Source organism: Paenibacillus endoradicis, assembly GCF_024721975.1.
Genome location: NZ_JANQBB010000008.1, coordinates 252,312 through 275,274, shown reverse-complemented (window position 1 = coordinate 275,274; position 22,963 = coordinate 252,312). Strand labels below are relative to the sequence as shown.

Below are 22,963 nucleotides of genomic sequence, written 5' to 3'. Positions count from 1 at the left end.
GTGTGTTAGATTAGGTCAGACTTTTGCAATAGACGTTCTATAATCGTTGCAACTTCTGCTCGCGTCATGTTTCCTTTAGGAGCAAGTTTCGTAGTGGTTCTTCCTGAAACAATACCAGCCTGAATGCTATCAACAATACTACTTACTGCCCAAGTAGAAACTTCGTCTGCATCTAAAAACTGCCCAAGTGACGTATCCGCTGGTTGTTCGTTAAGTTTTTCTTTCAAATTCGTGATCTTCATTGCTCTTGCAGTAATGACCATTGCTTCTTCACGCGTAATTTTAGTGTTCGGCCTGAAACTTGCATCATTAAATCCAGTAATTAATTGATGAATAAGTGCTGTTTGAATAGCACTGTTATACCAGTCCGACTCTGTTACATCCGAAAAGGCGCTAATGCTATCATCTAATTTCAATCCTAAACCTCGAACCATGATAGCTGCAAATTCACCTCGTGTAATATCTTGGTCTGGATTGAACATGCTGTTGCCTATTCCGTCGATGACCAAGCGAGATCCTAGATTATTAACTGCATTTTTCGCCCAATGGTTGCTCATATCTTCAAATAGTAGTTGATTGCTTATTACAGCGTACATGCTATTCGTTACACTATTAATAACTGCGTAATACTTACCGTTAATTAATTCTACCTTTGTCGGTACGTGATAAACTTTCCTGCTTGGGTCAATAACAACAGCTGTCGTAGCGTAGTTGGCATTCACTCCAGAAGGAAGTGCAATCGCACGTTCTACATAATCATTAAATGTTGTGATATCAATCGTTCTATTACCATGAGTAGCTCTAACTGTGAAATGGATTGGTGCTGTAACAAGCGTAAATCCACCTTCTGTCGCTGCTTGTTCAACATTATTCAACTCATCTGCTGTCAGATTTGCGATCTCGATTTGCAGCTTGATATTTGATAAAGTGATTGATTTTCCAATCTGTTGAGCGATAGCATCAATGTCAATCTCTTCAAGGGGTAGTGTGTATATTCCATCTTCTGTAATGAACTCAAGTACGATTCGCTTATTTTTCAAATCTTTCACAATCTGACCATTCAGTTCAACATTATAAACATCTGACTCATTAGCTACAGAAATAGTGATAACTGAGTCATTTTCTAATGTTGCATAATACTCTTCTATTTTCTTTTGGTCGAAAGCTATCGTTAATACCGATTGTCCGTTATCATTCGTATTCGAGGTCGTTAATGAGAATGTGGCATTACTTCCCGCACCTACCATCATATTGCTTGTTTGACTCATGATCGTTGGTTCTGGACTAGCTGCGTATACATCACTCTCTCCCATCCCTAAGCTTGGCATAACACCAGTAACAATAATGAACACTAGCATTAGAGTAAATATTTTATTGAACATCTTCTTTTCCAATTCATCAGCCTCCACGTACAACTTCTCTATTAAATCACATAATTTCATATCTTTTCCTCGTTTAATATAACTTCAATATTTATACGAAATTTCCTTTTTATTAGTTCATCATTTATAAGTAATGAAACTAACGATAACCGTTCATTCTTATCGTAATTTGTTCCATTTATCTACTCAATTGCTATTAATAATATAAACATTATTTTTTTTCTATTAATCTATCATTTATTGATGAAATAGATACTTAAATATGCTACGATACCTCTTGGCTTATTGATTGCAGAAGGAAACGAGGTTATCTATGACAACAGACAACACCAAGCCAATAAATGTAAAAAAAGATAAGAACAATAAAGAGTTCAATCTATTTTACTTGACATGGCCAATTTTTCTAGAAATTTTCCTATTTATGCTGATGGGTATTGTAGATACTCTAATGCTCAGTGAAATATCAGATAACGCAGTATCTGGAGTAGGAGCAGCAAACCAATTTCTTCATATTGCGATTCTCATTCTCGAAGTTATCGGTAACGGAGCTTCAATCGTCATTGCTCAATATATTGGATCACGTAGATTTTTGGAAGCTTCAAGAATTTCAGCTCTTGCCGTTACACTTAATCTGATCGTCGGTCTAATCATTAGTATCGGATTTATAACGATGGGACAACATTTGCTAACGACCCTAAACCTACAGGGTGAAATACTCGACAATGCCCAGAAATATCTTAATATTGTCGGTGGCGGTATTTTCCTGCAAGCAATTATTAACTCTCTTGCCGCTATTATTCGTGTACATGGCTATACGAAGCAAGCAATGTACGTATCACTTGGAATGAATATTGTTCATATTATTGCCAACTACGCATTAATATTCGGACATTTCGGCATGCCTGAACTTGGAGTACAAGGCGCAGCTATATCTTCCGTATTAAGTCGTGGATTAGCTATTATCGTATTCTTCTGGTTACTGTACCGTGTTATGGAAGTACGAATTGAATTCAATCATTATTTCTCATTATCAAAAGCCTATATTTCCAAAATATTAAGTATCGGTATACCTTCTGCTCTTGAGCAGGTTATGTATCAATCTTGTCAAATTGTTTTCCTTTATTATGTTACTCACTTAGGCGAAGCATCAATGGCAGCAAAACAATATGCAGGTAACATTTCTATGTTTATCTACTTATTTGCATTCGCCATTGGAACCGGTACTTCCATTATTATCGGTCGATTTATCGGAGCAGGACGCCAAGATGATGCTTACAGAAGGGTATGGAAAAGTGTCGTCTATGCAAGTATCGCTACATTAGTTATGGTTGTAGTCGTCATGGTATTCCGATTCCCGTTAATGTCTATGTTCACAGAAAATCAGGATATCATTAAACTTGGTGCTAATGTATTACTGCTTAGTGTCGTGCTAGAAACAGGAAGAACGATTAATATTATATTAATAAATTCATTAAGAGCATCTGGTGATGCCAAGTTTCCACTTTGGGTCGGCATGTTTACGATGGTCGGCATGAGCTTACCTCTCGGTTATTGGTTTGTGTTCCATCTTGATCTAGGTCTTGCAGGTATTTGGCTAGCGATAGCTGCCGATGAATGGGCAAGGGCCGTTATTATGTCAATGAGATGGAAAAGTAGAAAATGGGAAAAACATGCACTTGTTAAGCCCTCAGAACATTAGTATAAATTAAATTGAAAGGGTCTGACTCAAATTGAGTCAGACCCTTTTTGTTAGAATAAAATTCATATTTTTACTACAGCAATACTTAAATCTCATTTCCAATGGTATCAATCCAACAATTAAATAAGATTTTATTGTTGGATTGATTTATAATTATGAAGTAACTTGCAAACCTAACAAAGGGGTTATGACATGCTTAATGAACAAACTTTGACCTGGGCCAATTCCATACAAATTATCGATCGTACTGAAGAGTTAACAGAAGCCGATCCACTATATTCTTTTGCACTAGATGAACTTTTATGCAAACAAGCTCATGTTAGTGGAGCAAGCTTTTGCCATCTATGGAGGCACCCTAATGCTTTTATATTAGGACAACGTGACAGTCGTTTACCAGATGTCACAAGTGCAATGGAGTGGCTTGAGTCGAAAGATTATATTCCTGTCATTCGTAATTCAGGTGGGGCTGCAGTGCCACTCGATCTTGGAACGATTAATCTTTCTCTCATCTTCCCGAAAGCTACATCAACTAATACTCATTTTCACCAAGACTTTGAAAAAATGTACGAGCTTATTTGTGAAGCGTTATCCTTTACCGGGCTATCTGTAGATAAAGGTGAAATTCAAGGTGCATTTTGCCCCGGTGATTATGATTTAAGTATCAACGGACGTAAATTTTGCGGCATAGCACAACGACGACAATTACATGCATACAGCGTGCAAGCATTTGTTATTACTAGTGGATGTGGATCAGCGCGCACACAATTAGTAAGGCATTTTTATGATTTGGCTGCTTTTGACTCTTCATTAGATAATTATCCTCACGTAACTGATGAGAGTACCGGTAGCCTTGAAGAACTTGCTCATTTAGGTAAAGATGCTAACCGCATTTTCATCGATGCAATTAAACGTACACTTACTCAAGTAAATTTGACTGCTTCAATGAGCTTGAATAGAGATAAGCAAGTATATTCTCCAACTATGCTTCCTTATCCAGAGACGATTCGAGCAGTAGCTGAGAAGTTACGTAAAAGATATAGTGTGAGTTAGATCGTTAAAACGTCATATGATGACCATATTGCGCCAGAAACTGCTCTTTCTCTTTGTAATCACGCATAATGCTTCCTACCCGTCTCCAAAATGAGCGGTCATGATTCATATGAGTAAGATGGCACAGTTCATGGATTATAACATAATCGATCACCTCAATTGGTGCCATTGCCAAACGATAATTGAATGTTAATTTCTTATCTGAGCTGCAACTGCCCCATTTGGTTTTCGATTCTACAATCTGAACACTTTTAGCTTTCACTTTTAACTGCTGTTCATATATTTTTATTCGCTCTGTAACAATCTGCTTACAGCTTGCAAAATAGAATTTTTTAAGATTAATGTTAAGCTGTTCCTCTTTCAAATCTTTAGTATCTATTAGCTCATCCATGGCGTAATATTTACCCAAATGTAGAAATTTCATTCTCATCATTCCAATCTCTTAATGATCTGTAGTGTGCTTTCATTTTGTCGGTGTATTGAATAAGTTTATGACAAATTCCAGTGGGAAACGAATTATTTATATGCTATAATTCCCACATATAAGAATATAAGTAATATTTTAAACATCGTATTATTCATCAAAAGTACGAGTTTTCAGGAGGATCAAATAAGCATCATGAATAGTCACAAAAACTTAGTTAAAGTAACAGGGGAAATAAGAGAAGGCGAGTTTGATATCAAAATTAGCCTTTGGAAATTGCTTATCGAGACTAATCGTTATTACGAGATCAAACCTGAAAACGGCGCTGTAAAGCGAATCTATAAAGAAAAATTACATACAATTATTGATGAATCGAAGTCCTATACTAATGGTTTTCTTACTTGTTCAGCTTTTTGCATAGAAGACCGCATTAATGATATGCAAATAGAAATTGTTCAAAAGTTACAATTGCGAATCTCAGCATATATTGATGACCTTCGTTTGAACCAAAACGCTATTAATCAACGATATCATCTATTAGAAAACAATCATCTGTTGAAATTATAGACTACTATAAGCATAAATGCGATACATATAAATAGAAAAGGAAGTTCCTTTTGATTTTGGAACTTCCTTTTTGTTATGCAACAATCCCTCTGTCCATTTTAGCTTTTTCATCTGCTGCATATGTTTCCAGAACGAATTTTATGATTGCATATCTTTATTGAGACTAATACTGTTACATTGACTCAAATTCTTTTTCGGTATTCATTAGCGGACATTCCCGAGTAAGATCGGAATACTTTATTGAAATAGCTAGTGTTATCATAAGCTAGCTCTTGCGCAATTTGATCTACACTTTGACTTGAACGATCTAGTAGTTCTTTAGCTTTTTCCATCTTTCTCTTATTCACATATTCTACAAACGTTTCTCCTGTTTCTTTTTTGAATATGCGACTGAAATGTGTTGCATTAAGATGAAGACGCTTTGCCATTTCATCCATGCTTATCTTTTCACCTAGATGATTCATAATGTAATGTTGCGCCTCTGCAATCTCTTTTCGGATAACCAAATGTTTACTTTGATGATAATCTTCCATCTTATCTAGTAAGTGAAGATGTAGCCAAGTAAATAAGTATTCCATTGTATCAATAGCATATATTTTCTTCTGGATTCGTTCCACACTAAAATTCGTTAAGAAATGCTGCATGACGGAATATTTCAGCTCTACATCTGTTACAATTTTCAATACCCAACCACGTATCATATCAATTGGATATTTTTGCTCATGGAGATGCGAGTTCCACTTACGTAATGTTTGATCAAGTAACTCTAATTCATTAGATTGAATAGCACTTCTTATATCATCCACTGCTTCAGCATATTTCGTAAATAGTTCAGCATGAGTGATATCTGGTATCTTATATTTCTGAATACTCAATTCCCCACTATAAAAATGCTGAGTATGGATATTAATAATTTCAGATGCATGTTTTTTGAAAGCTATAATCGAATCAAAGGAATTTCCTACAAAGTAAGATGTCTTCATCTTCATATGGTTACGAAGTGATTGTTGAACATGAATAATATCTTGTGAGATTAATTCCTTAGTATTCATTTTAATCGAATTAGAATAAGCGTATAGAAGTAGATATGTTTTTTCATTTAGTGATATAACGATATGATGCTCAAGCTTAATTGCCTCATGAAGTGCATTCTCAACAACAAATTGCAATTGTCTAGCACCACCAAATCGTAATTCTAGTTCTTCGAAACGTTCTAACACGCAAAGAACTGGTAAATAACTCTGCCCTGTTCGTAACTGTATTCCAAAATTCTCAGCACGATTCACCCATTCTTCTTCATTCCATATCGGCAAATCAATAAGTGATTTTAGATAGATTGTTTTCAACGTTGAATTACCTTCTGTTATTACATTTTGCATTTGCTGTTGTTGGCTTTTCAAATCTCTTTCTTTCTTCAGTTGTGATACCATGCTCTGCAATATTTCAGAGAGTTGTTCACTTCTCATCGTTTCTTTCAATATATAATCATTTACATTTAACTTAACTGCCTGTTGTGCAAAATGAAATTCTTCATGACATGATAGAATAATTGTTTTTAATGCAGGATTCAATTCCTTTGCTTTCTCAATAAGCTCTAAACCATTCATAATAGGCATACCAATATCAGTAATCAAAATATCAGGTTTTCCTTGCTTACACGCTTCGTAAGCTTCTTCTCCGTCAGTACATATTGAATAAAGCTCTATTTCTAATTGCTCCCATGGTAACTTCGCTTGTAAATAATCTAGAACTGGCATTTGATCGTCAGCAATAATTGCTTTAAACATGATGTATCTCCTCCAATTCATCAGCAGGAAAAACTAAAGTGACTTTCGTCCCTTCCTGTTCAATACTACTCAGTTTCATTTGTAAATTTTCTCCATATATTAATTTTAATCGATTAAATACATTAATAAGTCCAATTCCAGTCGTATTCCCATCATCTGTTCGTTGATTGTTCGTAATCTGATAACGATTTTGTTTTAAGGAACTGTTCACCTTGTCGACAATATCTTGTTTCATTCCCCTACCATTATCTTCAATTGTAATTGTGAGATTATTATTTGCCATTTTAACTGTAATAACTATGTTACCGCCTTTTCGTACAAAGCCATACTTATAACAATTTTCAACAATAGGCTGCAAAATGAATCGTGGAACAATTAGTCCATATAGCTCATTGGATATATCAACGATAGTCTCGATTGGATAGCGCGTGGAGAATCCCATCAGTTCCATATATTGGACGGTTACATCAATCTCTGTTCGTAAGGACACATACTCCTGCTGACTTGTTAAAGTAGCCCGTAGTAGCTTCGATAATGAGCCAACTAATTCTGCTTCCTCATTGTTTTCTTTGAGTAGCAACTTCATTCTTATTGAATTTAATACATTCAATAAGAAATGGGGATTGATTTGAACTTGTAGCATAGCAAGTTCTGCTTGTCTCTTAAGTTTTTGTTCACCTTTCACTTGTTCAATCATCTCAGTTATTCGATCTAGCATATTATCAAATGCTCTTCCTAACCGTCCCACTTCATCGCCTGATCGCACGTTAGATCGATAATGTAAATCTCCCGCTTCTACTCTAAGTGCCACGACACTTAATGCTTTAATAGGCTTTGTAAATCTATTGAGGAAGTACGTAAGGATAGCCAAAAATAAAGCAATAAAAATCATTTGCAACATAATTCCCGACTTATATATAGATCCTAATCGATTAGTAAATTGCTCATAAGGTACTAAACTAACTAATTTCCAATTAGCAAGTTTTAATGGCATCGATACATAGATTTGATTCTGACCATCTACATATGCAACTCCTGAAGATTCTGAAGTTTCCTCTGTTATTAATCGATCAAAGGATTTCCCTATTAATTCATCATCAGCTTGAACGATAATCTTCTGTTTATCATCTAACAGATAAGTTGATTCAGAAAGCTGATCCATAAATGAACTAAATGTGTTCTCCGTCCGACTCACGATCAAATACGCAAAAGGCTTCCCATTATAATCCGTAAGCGCTCTCACAGTCATGATGACATAGGGATCACTCTCAATTTTTGATTTAATATAATTAGGTCGTACACCTAGATATAATGTTTCATACGGGCGTAATTGTGTAGCATTATCAAACCATTCTTCCTCTCGAAACTGATCTGGATTTGCCTCATAGAAGGAGTAATTTGAGAAAGATCTGTCATCCTTCATTAATAAAGTTAAATATATATCAGATCGAATGCTCGCAACTCGTTCAAGCTGAGTCGTTACATCCCTCATAATAATTGTACTTGATGGTTGATGAAGTAAGCTCTGCATATCTTCATTAAATTGAACTTGATTTGTTACTTGAATCATTTCTTCCATTAAATTATGAAGTTGATTCTGAACTATTCTAAGTGATTGATTAGCTCTATCTAGTGCTTGATCTTGAATGATTTTCTGTGAGAAGTAACTCGTATTATAAAGCATGATAATAGTTGGGACCATCATACACAAGATTGAAGTTAAAATGAGTTTATTTCTTAATGACATTCTTTTGAATGCATCCCATATCATATATAATTCCTCCTTCAAATCATTTCCAAACAAACCCTATTCCTCAGTAATTTAATATCATCTTATCATTTATATATCATTTAGTTATATTAATTTAATTGTTCTTATTATAATTTTATCTATTATTCAGATATTTTCATTATTTGATAGATAATTACACAAAAAGACAAAGTACAAGAGATCATGGAGCTCTATCTTCTTGTACTTTGCCTACTATGGATTGCTTCTATTGATAACTATCAACAATCTTTTGAATTTTTTGCTGAGCATTCTGAATCGTATCATCTATACTTTGACCTTGTAGCATCATTAAGTCAAATTGATCTTGTAAAACAGCTTCTACTTCCGCAGTATAAGAAGGAGGATTAGGTCTAGCGATCATGTTACTTTCATTAAAGAAATATAGAGCAGATTCTTTATCTATCATTTCAGGATTATTTGTAGCGCCAATGATCGTATCGAGTACTTCTTCCATATTCGCTTTTTTCCAAGATGGAATATTACGACCTTGAACAACAAGTCCTTCTGTTGTAAACCAACGAACAAAAGTATATGCTGCTTCTTTATTTTTCGATTTGCTATATACAGTTACTAAGTCAGAAGTAATATCTGATGTAATGTGATCTTCTTTATTACTTTTTGGTAAAGGTGCAAATACGGTTTTGAACGTTGCAGGTACTTTATCTGTGCCCCCTACCTCTGGAATCATAAATGTGCCTGTAAGAATCATCGATGCTTCTTCGTTAAAATATTGTGGGCGATAATTCAACTTTTGACTAATGACTTCAGCGTATGGTGTAGCTATTTTGTCTTGATCTGCTTGCAAACGAATTTCTAATGACTTGCGGATAGAAGCAGTATCAATATTAGCAGACTTATGGTCATCCGTTACCAAGTAGCTATTATTAGGTTCATTGGAATTGGCTAACATTAGATAAGGATTGACCCATGTGTGAAAATATGTTCCATAACGTTTCTTCTCACCATCTAGCTTAGTCATTTTTGCTGCATAATCTAAAAATTCATCCCAAGTCCAATCGGTTGGTACAGGAAGATTAGCCTCCTTAAGATGATTTTCATTAATTGCCACGAAGAAATTAACTGATTTTCCTGGCAATCCATAGTATTTACCATCGACTTTAGTATCTACAGAATATTCTTCTTCAAAATTCAATCCATCTTTCGCCAAATAATCATCTAACGGCTCCAACATTCCTAGTGCCAAACGCTGAGCATAATGAGCTGGAGATGAGAACATAATTACGTCCATATCTTCATTAGATGCAGCTGCCAAGTCAACTTTTTTGACATGTTCATTTGAGTTGTTATCTCCAGCCGAAACATATTCAATTTTTATATCCGGGTATGCTTTTTCAAATTCTGTCTTTATTACATCAAACTTTTCATTTTCTAAATTGTACCAAGTATACACTTTAAGTGTGGTCTGTCCACTTTCTGTAGTTGTCTTAGGTGCATTCGTCCCTGCATTTGTTCCTGCATTTGTTCCTGCATTTTTCCCTGCATTTGAAGAGCATCCTACCATTAATACAACAACCATTGCTACAAGTAATGAACTAGATAACCATTTCTTAATCATAACCATTCCCCCTGAATTGTTATTTCTGTTCATCTATCCTTTAACACTGCCAGAAGCTACACCTTCAATAACCTGCTTTTGGCCGATGATAAAGATAATTAAAAGTGGTAAAATGGCTGATACTGCACCTGCCATCATTAAGGAATAAAACTCACCATTCACGTCAGAGAATTTGGTCATACCAAGCTGTAACGTGAATAAGTGATCAGAACGAAGGAAAATTAATGGGTTCTGATAATCATTCCATGTCCATATAAATCGAAGAATCATAACAGTTGCTAGCACCGGTTTCACTAATGGCAATGTAATTCGAGTATAAATTGTCCAGTGATTTGCCCCATCCATTCTAGCGGATTCAATAATTTCATTATGAACACTCATGTAAAATTGTCTGAGCAAAAACGTTAATAGTACCGAAGACGCTCCTAACAATATTAATCCCGTATGACTATCAAATAATCCTAACCAACGATATAAAATAAATTGAGGAACTAGGATTGCCTGACTAGGAATCATAAATGTTGATAAAATAATTAGAAAGAGTATATCTCTTCCCTTGAATTGTATTTTAGTGAATCCATAAGCAGCCATGGATGAAATAATGACTGAAAACAGTGTAGTGAGCAATGTAATTTTAATTGTATTCCAATAATACGTAGTAAACGGTAGTGTTCCAAACCATACTTCATTATAATTCGCTCCTGCATTCCAGCGTTTTGGAATCCATTGAATTGGATAACCTAGTACATCTAACTCTGGTTTCATAGAAGCTGAGATCATCCAAAGAAAAGGCATAATGAATATAATTCCAGCAAAACTCATTAATATCGTAACGATTACTCGATTAAGTCGCAAAGTATGCATAGACCTTCCCCCTAGTAGTTAACCCATTTTTTCTGACCAATCCATTGAATGACCGTAATAGCGAGTATGATGATTAGTAACATAATGCCGATAGCAGATGCATATCCAGATTTCAATTGAATAAATGCTACTTTATATAAGTAGAATACGATAACTGAAGTAGATCCCGCTGGCCCTCCATTTGTTAAGATCATAATAAGATCAAATACTTTGAAGGAACCTACTATACCGGTAATTAGTAAGAAAAATGTAGTTGGAGAAAGTAAAGGAATTGTAATTTTGAAAAATTGTCTTACTTTTGAAGCACCGTCAATATCAGCCGCTTCATATAAATCTTTAGATATATTTTGAAGTCCGGCCATAAAGATAATCATCTCAAAACCTACACCCGCCCAAATCATAATAATCATCACTGAGATTAATGAAAAGCTTGGATCAGCTAACCATGCAGGTGGATTACTTATACCGATTGACATTAAGAAGTTATTAATAGGACCGTTAGACGGGTGAAACAATACACGCCAAAGTACTGCTACTGCGACGAAACTAGATATAAAAGGCATAAAGTAGATAACTTTGAAAAAACTTTTGAAGTATGTTGAATTATTTATTAGCACTGCAAGAATTAATGAGATAAACAGAGAAACTGGAATAACTAATATCAATAATAAATTATTATTTAATGATTTAAGAAAGTCGTCATCAGAGAACATCTTTGCGTAGTTATCAAATCCAATGAATTTAATTGAATCTAATCCCGCAATGAAATTCCAATCAGTGAAACTAATAACTCCCGATAAAAGAATAGGAATAATTGTAAGAACAGTAGCTAATAGAACCATCGGACTAATGAATAAATATCCTGCCATAGTTTCTCTTGCAACCAAAAGTCTACGTTTATTTCGAGCAATCTTTGGTTTCACTTCAACTTCATGAACAGTTTTCACTTTTGATCACCTCTCGTAGTTCGTCTATAGGTTTCATTATAGGGAGTGATGATTTCAATTACATGAAACTATTTTTTCTATTTCGAAATTTTTTTGCGTATTTTGGTTATGAACTTTACTTCCAATAGAATAAAAAAGTAAATAACCTCCAATGAAATTAATCATTAGAGGTTATTAGTTAGTTGATCTCACTTCAAATTATCTAACTCAACGGTTACTTTTTCAATCAACTGTACAAAAGAAGCTAACTCCTGCGAGCTTGCTACTTGATTTTGGGAATAAAGTGAGTTATGTTCGGAATCTCCCTTTACCTTTGTAAGCGTTGAATGAATATTATCCAGTCTCTCTTCAATAGTACCTAATGAATCCTTAGAACGGTGAGCTAATTTTCGAACCTCGTTCGCAACAACTTCAAAACCTCTTCCGAATTCACCTGCTCGTGCTGCTTCTATGGCAGCGTTTAAGCCTAAGAGATGCGTTTGATCCGCTACCTCCTTCATCATCTCACCAACCTGATGAATAGATTCCACCTCTTTGTCTAAGGACAGTACGTTTTGGTGAGTTTTCTCTTGATAATCAGCATTTTTATGTACAGCATCCTCAATTGACTCGCTGCTATCTTTAAGTTGTACCATTAAAGCTACCAATTCTTGAACTGCTGAACTAACCCCTGTAAGTAAATGATTTTGTTTCTCCAGTAGGTACTCTATTTTTGCTTTTTCATCTGCTTCGTATGCTTCTAAAACTAATTGCGAATCTAAATTAAACATTTTCGTTAATGCATGAATAACGCTTTTCCATTCATTTGGGAGAATTTGTTCAAAAAGAGCAACTGCAATATCCAAATAAATAACGTATGTTCCTAAATACCAATTCGTTGTTAATCCAATTCGAGAATGAACCTTCCCTATGAACAAACGTTTATCAATGAAAGCTTCGTCAATGACACCGGATGCTAAAGAAAGAAAATACCATCGTTGCGTTTCTTTCAATCGATCCAACGTACTATGTTGTTCAATAATCGCACGTAATTCGGGTTCAGCTGCGACTTGTTTATACAACTCATCAACAAGCTGGTCTACTATAAGTTCAAATTCTTTCTCTTTGCTATGTAATAAGCACAAATCATTCTCAGTAATACCTATATAATTAATTTGTTTTTGTCGATTTGACCCTAGATTAATCATAAATGGCTGTCCTCCTCATCTGTAAAATAATACCTAAATATTAATTACTCTATCATAATATGTGTAATCTCTAGTAAGTTAAAAAGTAATTAACGATAATTATAGCCTAGAAATTTGAATAAGCAATATGATAATGTTTCATACACGATAAAATAAGCGATTTATCTCTTCCTACTTGCATTCGTAGGTAAGAAATAAATCGCTTTGTTTTTCTAATATTTAGATGCTTTAATCAGTTCTACTTAATGGTTTCCACCCATGTACCACCTAGATCAGCAGACTTCAATTCAGCTTCAATAATTTCCATTGTTCCTGCTGCACTTTCAGGTGAGCAAGTATCAAGTGAAGTTTCATTTACAATAGCATTAGTAAAATAAAGTAGTTCTCTATAATAGCCCGCATCAGGAGAAAGTTCCGCAATATAACCAGGCTCACTATTAGGATTAATATGTACTGCTCCGTTTTTAAACACCATATTGCCTTGTTCAAAATTAACTCGATACGTCATTTCGAACCCATGATCTCCTTCAAGTGTCCAATCCGCTTGAGCATTAATGACTTTCCCATCAGCATATACATAATTCGTAGATACGATATCATATCCGTTTGTAGAAACCACTGTACGACCCAATGTAGATACTTTATTAGGTTTTCCAAACAGCCAATGAATCATATCGGTATCGTGAATATGCATATCTAGTAAGCATCCACCGCTTAACTCTCCATTCATAAACCAACCTTTTGGTGCTTCAGACCCTCTGAAGAAATATCCACCCGTGACTTGCCCCAATCGACCGCTATCTACATTTTCTTTCAATATTTCATAAGCCGGCCAAAAACGTAAACATTGACCAATCATAAGCTTTTTACCATGTGTGCTTGCTGTCGCTGCCATTAATCTTGCGTCCTCGGCATTTCTCGCGGCTGGTTTTTCACAAAACACATGATATCCACGTTCTAAGAGATTACAAGTAAGTTCAGCGTGTAAAAAGGTTGGTAACGTAATATCTATCATATCTAGCTGTTCATTTGCCAACATATCTTCAATATTTTCATAGAGTCGATATGGCGATAAATCATAGATTTCCTTCTCAGTTGCCATATTACCTTCTGCTTTTGAAGATTTTAGTTGCTCGATTTGAATATCACAAATTGCACTCAATTGAATCGGATGACCTTCATTCATTAACCGCTCATAATTATCGAAATGCATTCTCCCCATAAACCCAAACCCGATTAAACCAATTTTCAACATTTCTATTCCTCCTAAACTTTTTGTAGCATACTAAATCGCCTCTATATAACAAAAAGTTACTTCGAAAGCGTCAACTAACTTTTTGTAGCTACCTTCTGCCTAAAATGGCATCCATTGCAGCCGATGTGTTGTAAATAATCTGATTGGCATGATGCGCATAAGGTGGAATCATTTCCGCCGTAACATAGTTGTTATATCCAATGTCTTGAAGTGCCTCTATAACAGCTGGATAGTTCACATCGCCTGCAAGTAGATCAACGAAGCCATGTAATCCACCAGCTTGACGTCGATAATCTTTAAAATGAACTTTCTTAATGCGATTTCCTAGTATTTTAATCCAATGTTCTGGATAACCATTATGCACAGTATTTCCGACATCAAAGTACGAACCTACATATTCTGAACCAATATCATCAATAAATGTTCTCATCTCTAGCGGAGACAGTAGAAATTTATTCCATACATTTTCAATCCCTATGTTAACGCCATTACTTTGGGCATCAATTGCTAATTTACTAATTGCCTCTAATGCTCGATCATAAGCGCGATCATACTCGACAACTTCACTACCAGGTATAAAATCAACACCGACTGCACCAGGAATAACTAGAATAGTATCAACGCCAAATGCTGCAGCTAGCTCCAGTTGTTTCTTACATACGTCTATCGCTTTTTCACGTTTGATATTTGACTCACTTGTCATTGAATAATCCCAGTACAAGCCTGTTGCTAAACCGCAAATTTCAAGGTCTGCTGCATCTAATAGTGAGCGAATCTCAAGAACCTCTTTTTCTGTACTTTGTAGTCCTAGTTCACCTGATTCATTAAGTGATAATTCAATTCCCTCAAAACCAGCATCTTTGGCTAGAGATATACAATCTGCAATAGACGTGCCTTCTTGAAAGGACCAAATATTAATACCTTTTTTCATTATATTACTTCCTCCTTTTACATCTGCTTACCTATGAGTATAAACAAAAAGGTTAGTGAAATATTTAGAGAATAGAGATATTTGGTGGACTATTCCGAGATATTTGTTTTATTAACCTTAATAGTAATTATCGTTGTCTATTCAACCATTAATAAGTTTACTAGTGTTAATTTAGTTTAAGTTAAATAAGATTATCTTGCATTATTCCGTTCTATTTTTAAAATTCATATGTTTTCTTTACGCTTTATATAGTGCAACCTTATAATGAAGAAATAGTAGTTAATTAGGAATAGTATAATTTAGATTACTATAAACTTTTTCTTGCGAGGAGAGCTAATCTATATGGAAACAGCGTTTAAGGAATGGTCGCCTAGTATTCATTATGCTCAGATGCAAACTATGCCCTACGGTAAACTCCCCCGAAGAAGACTATATGATTATGAGTTACTTTATGTTAGTCACGGAGAAGCCGCTACAGAGATGAATGGTCAACGATATGTATTACAAGAGGGACAATTGATCTTTTTATCCGCTGGAATCTATCATCAGAATGAGATTACTTCACGTCCAAATTCGCAATTTATTGGTATCCATTTTGATTTTTTTGATGAACTTGATATTCAAACAGAAGAAGATATGGTCGTTAATGAAGATAAGGTACAATCGAATAAATTCTGTATCGAAGCAGTCGCTTCATCATTCTCCCCCTTATCAGAGGATCCTGTTTATACACCACCTTTAGCCTGTGTGCAATTGATGGAGCAACTCGTCTATGAATTTACGAATCGATCACTTGGTTATGAGTTAGTATGTAAGGCGTTAATGCTTCAAATATTAGCCCATTTACTAAGAACACAAATAACGCGTCAGCTTGCAGATAAATCTATTCATACTATCGCTATAAAAAAATTAATGGATGCTATTCAAGCTGATCCGTCTGCTAGTTGGAATAATAAAGCTTTAGCCGAAATTATGTGCTTGAATGAAGATCATATGGCTAAGCTATTCAAAAAGGTAGCGAGAATGACTCCTGGAGAATATGTGAGTTCCATTAGGCATCATCATGCTAGACGACTATTAAGAGAAACTCACCTTTCTATAGAGGCAATAGGTGGAAACATCGGTTATGATGACCCTCATTACTTCAGCCGAATTTTTCGAAAGCACGAAGGAATCTCCCCTAAACAATACCGTAAGTTATCAAGTATTTTATAATGTTATTTAATTATATTAAGTTAGCAATGCTCGTCTTACGAACAAGACCGATAGACTATTCACTTTTCTAAGTGTTCAGTCTATCGGTCCCATTTATTGTTATCTTTTTTGTTACATAACTATGATACAGTTGCATGCCACATTGGATGTAACTCGAAGCAATATTGTAACTACATTGGTAAGTAGAGCGATGCTGCGCCAAGTAAGCCTGCTCGGTTTCCTAATGTTGCAGGGATAATTTGTACATTGGCAAAACTGCTCATTACTAATTGTTTGGACTTATGTTCGATTAACGTAATGATTGCTTCTCTCTCCATAATCCCTCCACCTAGGACGATCAAGGGAGGGTTGAATATATGAATTAACGACGCTAAACCACTCGCTACCTCGTCTGTCCATCTTTCAACAATATGAACTATTGCTTCATCCCCTTGTTCCCATAGCTCATAGATGATTTTACCATTGCTCCAATTAGGGTTTACTTGTTGAGCGGAAGAGACTAGCACACTTGTCGCTGCATAACATTCATAATAAGGTAAGCGATTTCCTTTTTGAACTTCATCCATTGAATGAGTAAATATATGCCCAAACTCTGCTGCACTACCACTTGCACCACGATAGATTTTCCCATCAATAACGATAGCTCCGCCAATTCCCGTTCCATACGTCAAGCATAAAAAGTGCTCCACATCTTTTCCTGCACCATAGTTTGCTTCACCTAGCGCAGCAGCATTAACATCATTTTCTACACGCACAGGGAAGTGAAAAGTGTCTTCTAGTATTTCTTTTAGTCGCATTCCAGTATATTGCGGAATGTTTTCATTAGCATATATAATGTAACCTTCATCCACATTAACCTGTCCTGCTGTGCTAATGGCAATAGCCTCATACCCGTCATACTCCGATAATTGTGATATGAGCTTCTTAATAACAGCAGGACCACCAAGATGACTATCTGTGTCATATTCTTTATATGATTCTATCGAACCTGCAAGTATACAACATATACCTATTTTAGTTTTAGTTCCACCAATGTCAGCAGCTAAAATTCTGTTCATGAGCATAACCTCACTTCAAAGATCATTGCTATTCGCGGTTAATTTACGTACTTCTCAATAGTTTGGTCAATTAGGTTAACGATGCCCATGATCATATCAACATCTTCTACCGTTGTCGATGCAAGTGGTTTTCTCACTCCCCCAACAATAACACCTCTTATTGCTAGTACGTCCTTAATTGCTGCGTACATATGTCCTTGGCAAGAACAAAGCTTAACTATAATCTCATTAATATCACTTTGAAGTGATATCGCTGTTGCCATATCACCTTGTTTCACTAACTCTATTGCTTTAAGAAATAACTCAGGCATTGCAGCATAAGTTCCACCAATACCACCATTTGCCCCCATCATTAAACCTGATACAAATTGTTCATCTGGTCCGTTAAATACTAATGTGTCCGCACCACCTACACGTTTGAAACGTTCAATATCCATCGTTGGCATGGATGAGTTTTTAACACCAATAACTTTATCGTTTTCAATTAACTTTGAGAAGACACTCGGGGTTAATGTATAGCCTGTTGTTTGCGGGATATTGTATGCGATAAATGGCAATGAACAATGCTCCATAATATCATTCCAATATTGCAGTACAGAGTCATCAGGTAACTTAAAGTAAATAGGTGGTATTGCGGAAATTGCATCGTACCCTAAACTTTCCGCATGCTTCGCAAGAGCAATACTATCGCGAGTTGATGGTGCACCTACATGTGCAATTAAGGCTAATTTCCCACGCATATAGGTAGCAACATGAGTTAGAACTGCTTTACGCTCTTCTAAATTTTGATAAATGCATTCACCTGAACTTCCACCTACATAAAGCCCTTGAACATTTTTTTCATATAAATAAATTGCTAGTGCCTCTGTACGAGAAGGTGAAATTTCTCCTTCGTCGTCATAGCATGCATAAAAAGCAGGAATAACACCAAATAATTGATCAGTTCTCATGTTACGTTCTCCTTCTTATCTATCCATAGAGTGTAAGAATATGATTTAAGTTACGATATATTAGTATGAATCAATCATCGCAACAAAACGTTTCGTAATTTCCATAGGTCTTGTTATTGCACCGCCGACAACAGCAGAGTATGCACCCAATTGTAGACATCGTTTGAACATCTCTGGTGTGATCACATTCCCTTCAGCAATAATAGGAATATCTACACTACTTATGACCTCTTTAAGAAATTCAAAATCATTTTCATATAATTTCAAACCTGAGGTTTGCGCGGTATAACCATATAATGTTGTTGAAACACAATCAAACCCAAGTGTTTGTGCTAATATTGCTTCTTCTACAGTAGAAATATCAGCCATTAATTGGGTCGTTGGACTAACACTTCTCACATGAGCAATTAACTGTTCGATTGTTTCCCCATGAGGACGAGAACGTATTGTACTGTCTAAAGCAATCATTTCGCAGCCACTTGCGAGTAATTCATTAATTTCTTGCTGAGTAGCAGTTATAAAAACATCACTATCATCATAATCTCGTTTGACGATCCCAATGACAGGTAATTGTAGCTCTTCTTTAATCGTTTCAATATCTATTTTGGAGTTAGCACGTATGCCAACTGCTCCGCCCAAATATGCCGCATATGCCATTCTGCTCATAATATAAGGATTATGCAACGGCTCATTTTCTAAAGCTTGGCACGAAACAATTAAGCCGCCCTTGATGGATGATAACATTACAATCAACCCCCTAATATAGGTAGTTCTGAAAGCCCGCTTTTTGAACCTTCATGTTAATTTGGTAGTTCACTTCACCGCTCCTAAAGTAATACCTTGAGTAAATGATTTTTGGAATAATATAAAAATCGTCAACATCGGTAATGAAGCTAGTGCCGCACCAGCCATCATTACACCATAATCTGTGCGATACTCCCCTTGCATTGTTGCTATTCCTAAAGGTAGAGTCATCATGTCAGTAGAGCGTGTAATAATTAATTGACTGAAGTAGTCATTCCAGCTAGTCATAAATGTAAAGATGGCTAATGCTCCAATAGCTGGTTTAAGCAGTGGTAATGCAATCGTTACAAAGGAACGAAATTCTGAACAACCGTCGATTTTCGCGGCCTCCAATATTTCAGTTGGAATCGTTTGTGAGAATTGCTTCATTAGAAACACACCGAACGGCCAACCTATTGCAGGTAATATTAGTCCTCTGAATGTATTAATCCACCCTAATTTCGCTAATAGAGTAAATAAAGGAACTAGAATAACTTGCTTAGGTAAAGCCATGGCTGCTATTAAAACCGTAAAAATGATTTTTCTACCAGGGAATTGTTTCTTCGCTAGCACAAAACCTGCCGTAGTCGATACTAAACAAATGAGTACCATTTCTGAAATTGCTATAAAGAAGCTATTGAATGTCCAACGAGTAACTGGATTTTTGAATAAAGTGACCCAGTTATCCATAACAATGTCTAGTGGAAACCACTGTGGTGGTATTTGCGTTGCTACAACTTGAATTTTGAAAGCGCCAGTAACAATCCAGTAAAACGGAAAAATAAATACGATCGAGAACATACTAAGGATGATCATAGAAATAACGTTACCTGGAGTTAAATTTTTCAAAAAGGACTTTTTTTTCACTTCTTTATTTTTAGAATTATTAAACTTAGTGCCTATATTTGCTTCAATCTGAGCTTTCAATGTGATCGCCTCCTAGTATTCCACATCGCTACCTAAGAACTTAAACTGAATGATTGATATGATACCAATGATAATTGCTAGAAAAACGCCCATTGCTGAAGCAAGTCCAAAATTACCAAATGAGAATGCTTGTTCATATACGCTATACATAACAGTTGATGTTTTATATATAGGTCCGCCAGAAGTTAATAGTTGAATAAGACTGAAACATTGGAAAGTGTTAATCGTCGTAATAACAATTACATATAAATTAGTCGGCATTAACATTGGCCAAATAATCTTCGTAAATATTTGTCTCGAACTAGCACGATCTAGCTGTGCTGCTTCAATGTATGAAATAGGAATGTTTCCTAGTGCTGCCACATACAAAATGATAGGTTGACCCACAGAAGTCGTAATCAATATTGCTGTAATGGCCATTAGAGCGGTGTTAGGGTCACCTAACCAAAAAATAGGCTTCATGCCAACGAGTCCAGTTAAGTAATTCAAAATACCAAAGTTAGGATGATAGATCCAGTTCCACACAACGGTTACAGATACGACTGAAGTAACTGCCGGCAAATAAAAAATTCCTCTAAATAAAGATCGAAGCAATTCATGTTTTTTGTAAATCGTCATTGCCGCAAAGACTGAAAATCCAATAACAATAGGTACGGCTACTAGAACTAAAACCACTGTATTAATTACAGATTGATGAAAATTTTTATCCTTAAATAATGTCACATAGTTATCAAAACCAATAAATTCAAAACTTGTTAAGTTGTAATCAAAAAAACTAATGTAAATACCATGTACCATCGGATAAGCAACAAACATAAGGAAAAATGATAGAGCTGGTAATAAAAATAAATAACTTGTTAGCCATTCACGTTTAAACTTTCGAGGGGATTTCGGTTTGAGCGCTGCAGTCGACATATCATTCTCTCCAATCTGCTCTTTGAATCGGAAGGAGTAGCATATTGCTACTCCTTTCCTAATGTTCTACTTAATTACTAATACGAGTGGCTTTACCTTTTGCAATAGCTTCGTTGCCAAGTGTTTCAAATTCGGCAAGAGCATCAGCTGCAGAAGCAGTATTTAATAATACTTTTTGCAGTGCTGGGAACCAATACGTACGAATTTCAGCATAACCATCAGCAATAGTTGGCGGCGTTGTAATGAATTTACGAGCTAATTCTGAATATGCGTATTCGGATCCTTCATAAATACCAGTAATAGAGTTACGTGCAGATAATCCACCTGTTTGTTTAAGCGCTGTAATACTCCACTCAGGGTCATTAACTATGAAATCAACAAATTTCTTAGAAGCTTCTACTTTTGCAGCATCATCATTATCAAAAATGGATAGACCTCCTAGGAAAGGCTCAAGTTTTGGAGCAGAACCATCAACCGTAGGATATGGTAATAAAATATCTTCGAAATCAGAAGCTTTGTTTGGTGCAAATTGAGTTTTCAACACTGCTGAATAGTTAATTGCAAATGCCATCTTGCCTTGTAAAAATAAGTCGTTATGATCAGAAGCAGCCATAGATGCCGCCCCTTGAGCTAACAATCCTTCTTTAGATGCATTCATAATCCACTCAAGCGCAGCAACGCCACCTTCATTGTTCAGCGCAATGCCATCATTTGTATCGTTAAGGAATGTTGAACCTGCTAAGTTAGTTAGGAATCCACGTGTACCTTGATCCCCTGCTTGAGATTTCGCATAGAATCCTACCGGAATAACATCTGGAGCTTTTTCTTTAACTGCTTTTAGGGCAGCTTCAAACTCTGCTACAGTCCAAGTACGATCTTCTGAATCAAGTGGCAATAAATCTAATGCCCCGATATCTTCAAATAAAGTTTTATTCACTGCCATTGTAAATGGACCAGTATTGAACGGGTACATATACATCGTTCCATCTACAGATGATTGCTCTACAATTGCAGGAGTAATATCTGCTTTTACCTCATCTGTGAACATATCATCGATAGGAGCTAGCAAACCTTTTTTCGCCCAATCTATAATTCGACCTGGAGCGTCATAGATAACATCAGGAGCCGTTGATGTCGCTATAGCAACGTTTAATTTTTCAGGACCACCATCAAACGTTAACATTTCAAGATTTACAGTAATTTCAGGATGTTTTTCATTGAAAGCAGCAATAATTTGTTTCTCGAATTTTCCTACTTCACCATCTAAAGCTGTAAAGTTAGGGAAGTTCCACCAAGTAATTTCTACTGGTTCTGCAGTATCTGCAGTAACTTCTACTGTTGGTGTAGGTGTAGCTGATGCGTTAGTATTACCCGCATTGCCATTTCCACCATTGTTATTTCCAGAACACGCGGAAACCAATGACACAAGTAAAACCACTACCATTAACAATAAAGATTTTCGCTTCAACATTTTCATTACTGTTCCCCCTGATTTCTTATTGAATTAATGCAATATTTACTGTTGCTCAATTCGTAATTTAATCGTATTATGTTTTTGTAAATGTGAAAATCCCCCTGATTTTACATTTGGGGTGTTAATGTTACATCAATGTAATAAAATATAACATTATTATAATACTTTGAGTTAATTCTA

At 35.6% G+C, this 22,963-nt stretch carries 19 protein-coding genes and 2 pseudogenes; 4 read left to right on the top strand and 17 right to left on the bottom strand.

The features are described from left to right. Positions 1 to 5: 5 nt before the first annotated feature. Positions 6 to 1,442, bottom strand: a complete 1,437-nt coding sequence (locus NV377_RS23135) for an S-layer homology domain-containing protein (RefSeq protein ID WP_258203180.1) — start codon at positions 1,440 to 1,442, stop codon at positions 6 to 8. Between the two features lie 253 nt (positions 1,443 to 1,695). Here NV377_RS23135 and NV377_RS23130 point away from each other — a divergent pair, with 253 nt between their 5' ends. Both NV377_RS23130 and NV377_RS23125 read left to right on the top strand, forming a co-directional pair. Further along, complete coding sequence (locus NV377_RS23130) at positions 1,696 to 3,081, top strand: MATE family efflux transporter (RefSeq protein ID WP_258203179.1); 1,386 nt, start codon at positions 1,696 to 1,698, stop codon at positions 3,079 to 3,081. Positions 3,082 to 3,273: 192 nt separating this feature from the next. Then, positions 3,274 to 4,131: a lipoate--protein ligase family protein gene (locus NV377_RS23125; RefSeq protein ID WP_258203178.1), complete on the top strand. Its 858-nt coding sequence runs from the start codon at positions 3,274 to 3,276 to the stop codon at positions 4,129 to 4,131. Positions 4,132 to 4,135: 4 nt separating this feature from the next. On the opposite strand, the pseudogene NV377_RS23120 reads toward NV377_RS23125, so the two are convergent. Then, positions 4,136 to 4,552 (bottom strand): annotated as a pseudogene (locus NV377_RS23120) (M48 family metallopeptidase); the annotation flags it as partial. 198 nt (positions 4,553 to 4,750) lie between these two features. On the opposite strand from NV377_RS23120, the gene NV377_RS23115 reads away from it, so the two are divergent. Next, positions 4,751 to 5,122, top strand: coding sequence for a hypothetical protein (locus tag NV377_RS23115; RefSeq protein ID WP_258203177.1), 372 nt, complete (start codon positions 4,751 to 4,753; stop codon positions 5,120 to 5,122). Between the two features lie 182 nt (positions 5,123 to 5,304). Here the strand turns inward: NV377_RS23115 and NV377_RS23110 are convergent, their stop codons facing one another. The 9 genes and pseudogenes from NV377_RS23110 to NV377_RS23070 form a co-directional block, all read right to left on the bottom strand. Continuing rightward, complete coding sequence (locus NV377_RS23110; RefSeq protein ID WP_258203176.1) at positions 5,305 to 6,909, bottom strand: response regulator transcription factor; 1,605 nt, start codon at positions 6,907 to 6,909, stop codon at positions 5,305 to 5,307. After that, positions 6,902 to 8,680, bottom strand: a complete 1,779-nt coding sequence (locus NV377_RS23105) for a sensor histidine kinase (RefSeq protein ID WP_258203175.1) — start codon at positions 8,678 to 8,680, stop codon at positions 6,902 to 6,904. The genes NV377_RS23110 and NV377_RS23105 overlap by 8 nt, the downstream gene beginning before the upstream one ends. Positions 8,681 to 8,906: 226 nt before the next feature. Next, positions 8,907 to 10,277, bottom strand: a complete 1,371-nt coding sequence (locus tag NV377_RS23100; protein WP_258203174.1) for an ABC transporter substrate-binding protein — start codon at positions 10,275 to 10,277, stop codon at positions 8,907 to 8,909. Between the two features lie 33 nt (positions 10,278 to 10,310). Beyond that, on the bottom strand, positions 10,311 to 11,141 hold the full coding sequence (locus NV377_RS23095) for a carbohydrate ABC transporter permease (RefSeq protein ID WP_258203173.1): 831 nt from the start codon (positions 11,139 to 11,141) through the stop codon (positions 10,311 to 10,313). An 11-nt stretch (positions 11,142 to 11,152) separates the two neighbouring features. Then, positions 11,153 to 12,088 carry a carbohydrate ABC transporter permease gene (locus NV377_RS23090; RefSeq protein ID WP_258203172.1) on the bottom strand — a complete coding sequence of 312 codons (936 nt, stop codon included), beginning with the start codon at positions 12,086 to 12,088 and terminating at the stop codon, positions 11,153 to 11,155. A gap of 188 nt (positions 12,089 to 12,276) precedes the next feature. Further along, positions 12,277 to 12,723: a methyl-accepting chemotaxis protein gene (locus tag NV377_RS26005; protein WP_258203193.1), complete on the bottom strand. Its 447-nt coding sequence runs from the start codon at positions 12,721 to 12,723 to the stop codon at positions 12,277 to 12,279. Positions 12,724 to 12,816: 93 nt separating this feature from the next. Continuing rightward, positions 12,817 to 13,275: pseudogene (locus NV377_RS26000) on the bottom strand (protoglobin domain-containing protein); the annotation flags it as partial. Between the two features lie 238 nt (positions 13,276 to 13,513). After that, on the bottom strand, positions 13,514 to 14,530 hold the full coding sequence (locus tag NV377_RS23075) for a Gfo/Idh/MocA family protein (protein WP_258203171.1): 1,017 nt from the start codon (positions 14,528 to 14,530) through the stop codon (positions 13,514 to 13,516). Between the two features lie 88 nt (positions 14,531 to 14,618). After that, complete coding sequence (locus NV377_RS23070) at positions 14,619 to 15,461, bottom strand: sugar phosphate isomerase/epimerase family protein (RefSeq protein WP_258203170.1); 843 nt, start codon at positions 15,459 to 15,461, stop codon at positions 14,619 to 14,621. A 342-nt stretch (positions 15,462 to 15,803) separates the two neighbouring features. Between NV377_RS23070 and NV377_RS23065 the strand changes: the two genes are divergently transcribed. After that, positions 15,804 to 16,676 carry a helix-turn-helix domain-containing protein gene (locus NV377_RS23065; protein ID WP_258203169.1) on the top strand — a complete coding sequence of 291 codons (873 nt, stop codon included), beginning with the start codon at positions 15,804 to 15,806 and terminating at the stop codon, positions 16,674 to 16,676. Positions 16,677 to 16,846: 170 nt separating this feature from the next. On the opposite strand, the gene NV377_RS23060 is transcribed toward NV377_RS23065, so the two are convergent. The 6 genes from NV377_RS23060 to NV377_RS23035 form a co-directional block, all read right to left on the bottom strand. Continuing rightward, positions 16,847 to 17,734: an ROK family protein gene (locus NV377_RS23060; RefSeq protein ID WP_258203168.1), complete on the bottom strand. Its 888-nt coding sequence runs from the start codon at positions 17,732 to 17,734 to the stop codon at positions 16,847 to 16,849. A gap of 38 nt (positions 17,735 to 17,772) precedes the next feature. After that, positions 17,773 to 18,684, bottom strand: coding sequence for a dihydrodipicolinate synthase family protein (locus NV377_RS23055; protein ID WP_258203167.1), 912 nt, complete (start codon positions 18,682 to 18,684; stop codon positions 17,773 to 17,775). A 60-nt stretch (positions 18,685 to 18,744) separates the two neighbouring features. Then, positions 18,745 to 19,428: an N-acetylmannosamine-6-phosphate 2-epimerase gene (locus NV377_RS23050; protein ID WP_258203166.1), complete on the bottom strand. Its 684-nt coding sequence runs from the start codon at positions 19,426 to 19,428 to the stop codon at positions 18,745 to 18,747. Positions 19,429 to 19,497: 69 nt separating this feature from the next. Next, positions 19,498 to 20,394, bottom strand: a complete 897-nt coding sequence (locus tag NV377_RS23045) for a carbohydrate ABC transporter permease (RefSeq protein WP_258203165.1) — start codon at positions 20,392 to 20,394, stop codon at positions 19,498 to 19,500. Between the two features lie 12 nt (positions 20,395 to 20,406). Further along, a complete protein-coding gene (locus NV377_RS23040) occupies positions 20,407 to 21,309 on the bottom strand; it encodes a carbohydrate ABC transporter permease (RefSeq protein WP_258203164.1) in 903 nt (300 codons plus the stop codon). A gap of 70 nt (positions 21,310 to 21,379) precedes the next feature. After that, positions 21,380 to 22,786, bottom strand: coding sequence for an ABC transporter substrate-binding protein (locus NV377_RS23035; RefSeq protein WP_258203163.1), 1,407 nt, complete (start codon positions 22,784 to 22,786; stop codon positions 21,380 to 21,382). Positions 22,787 to 22,963 lie beyond the last annotated feature (177 nt).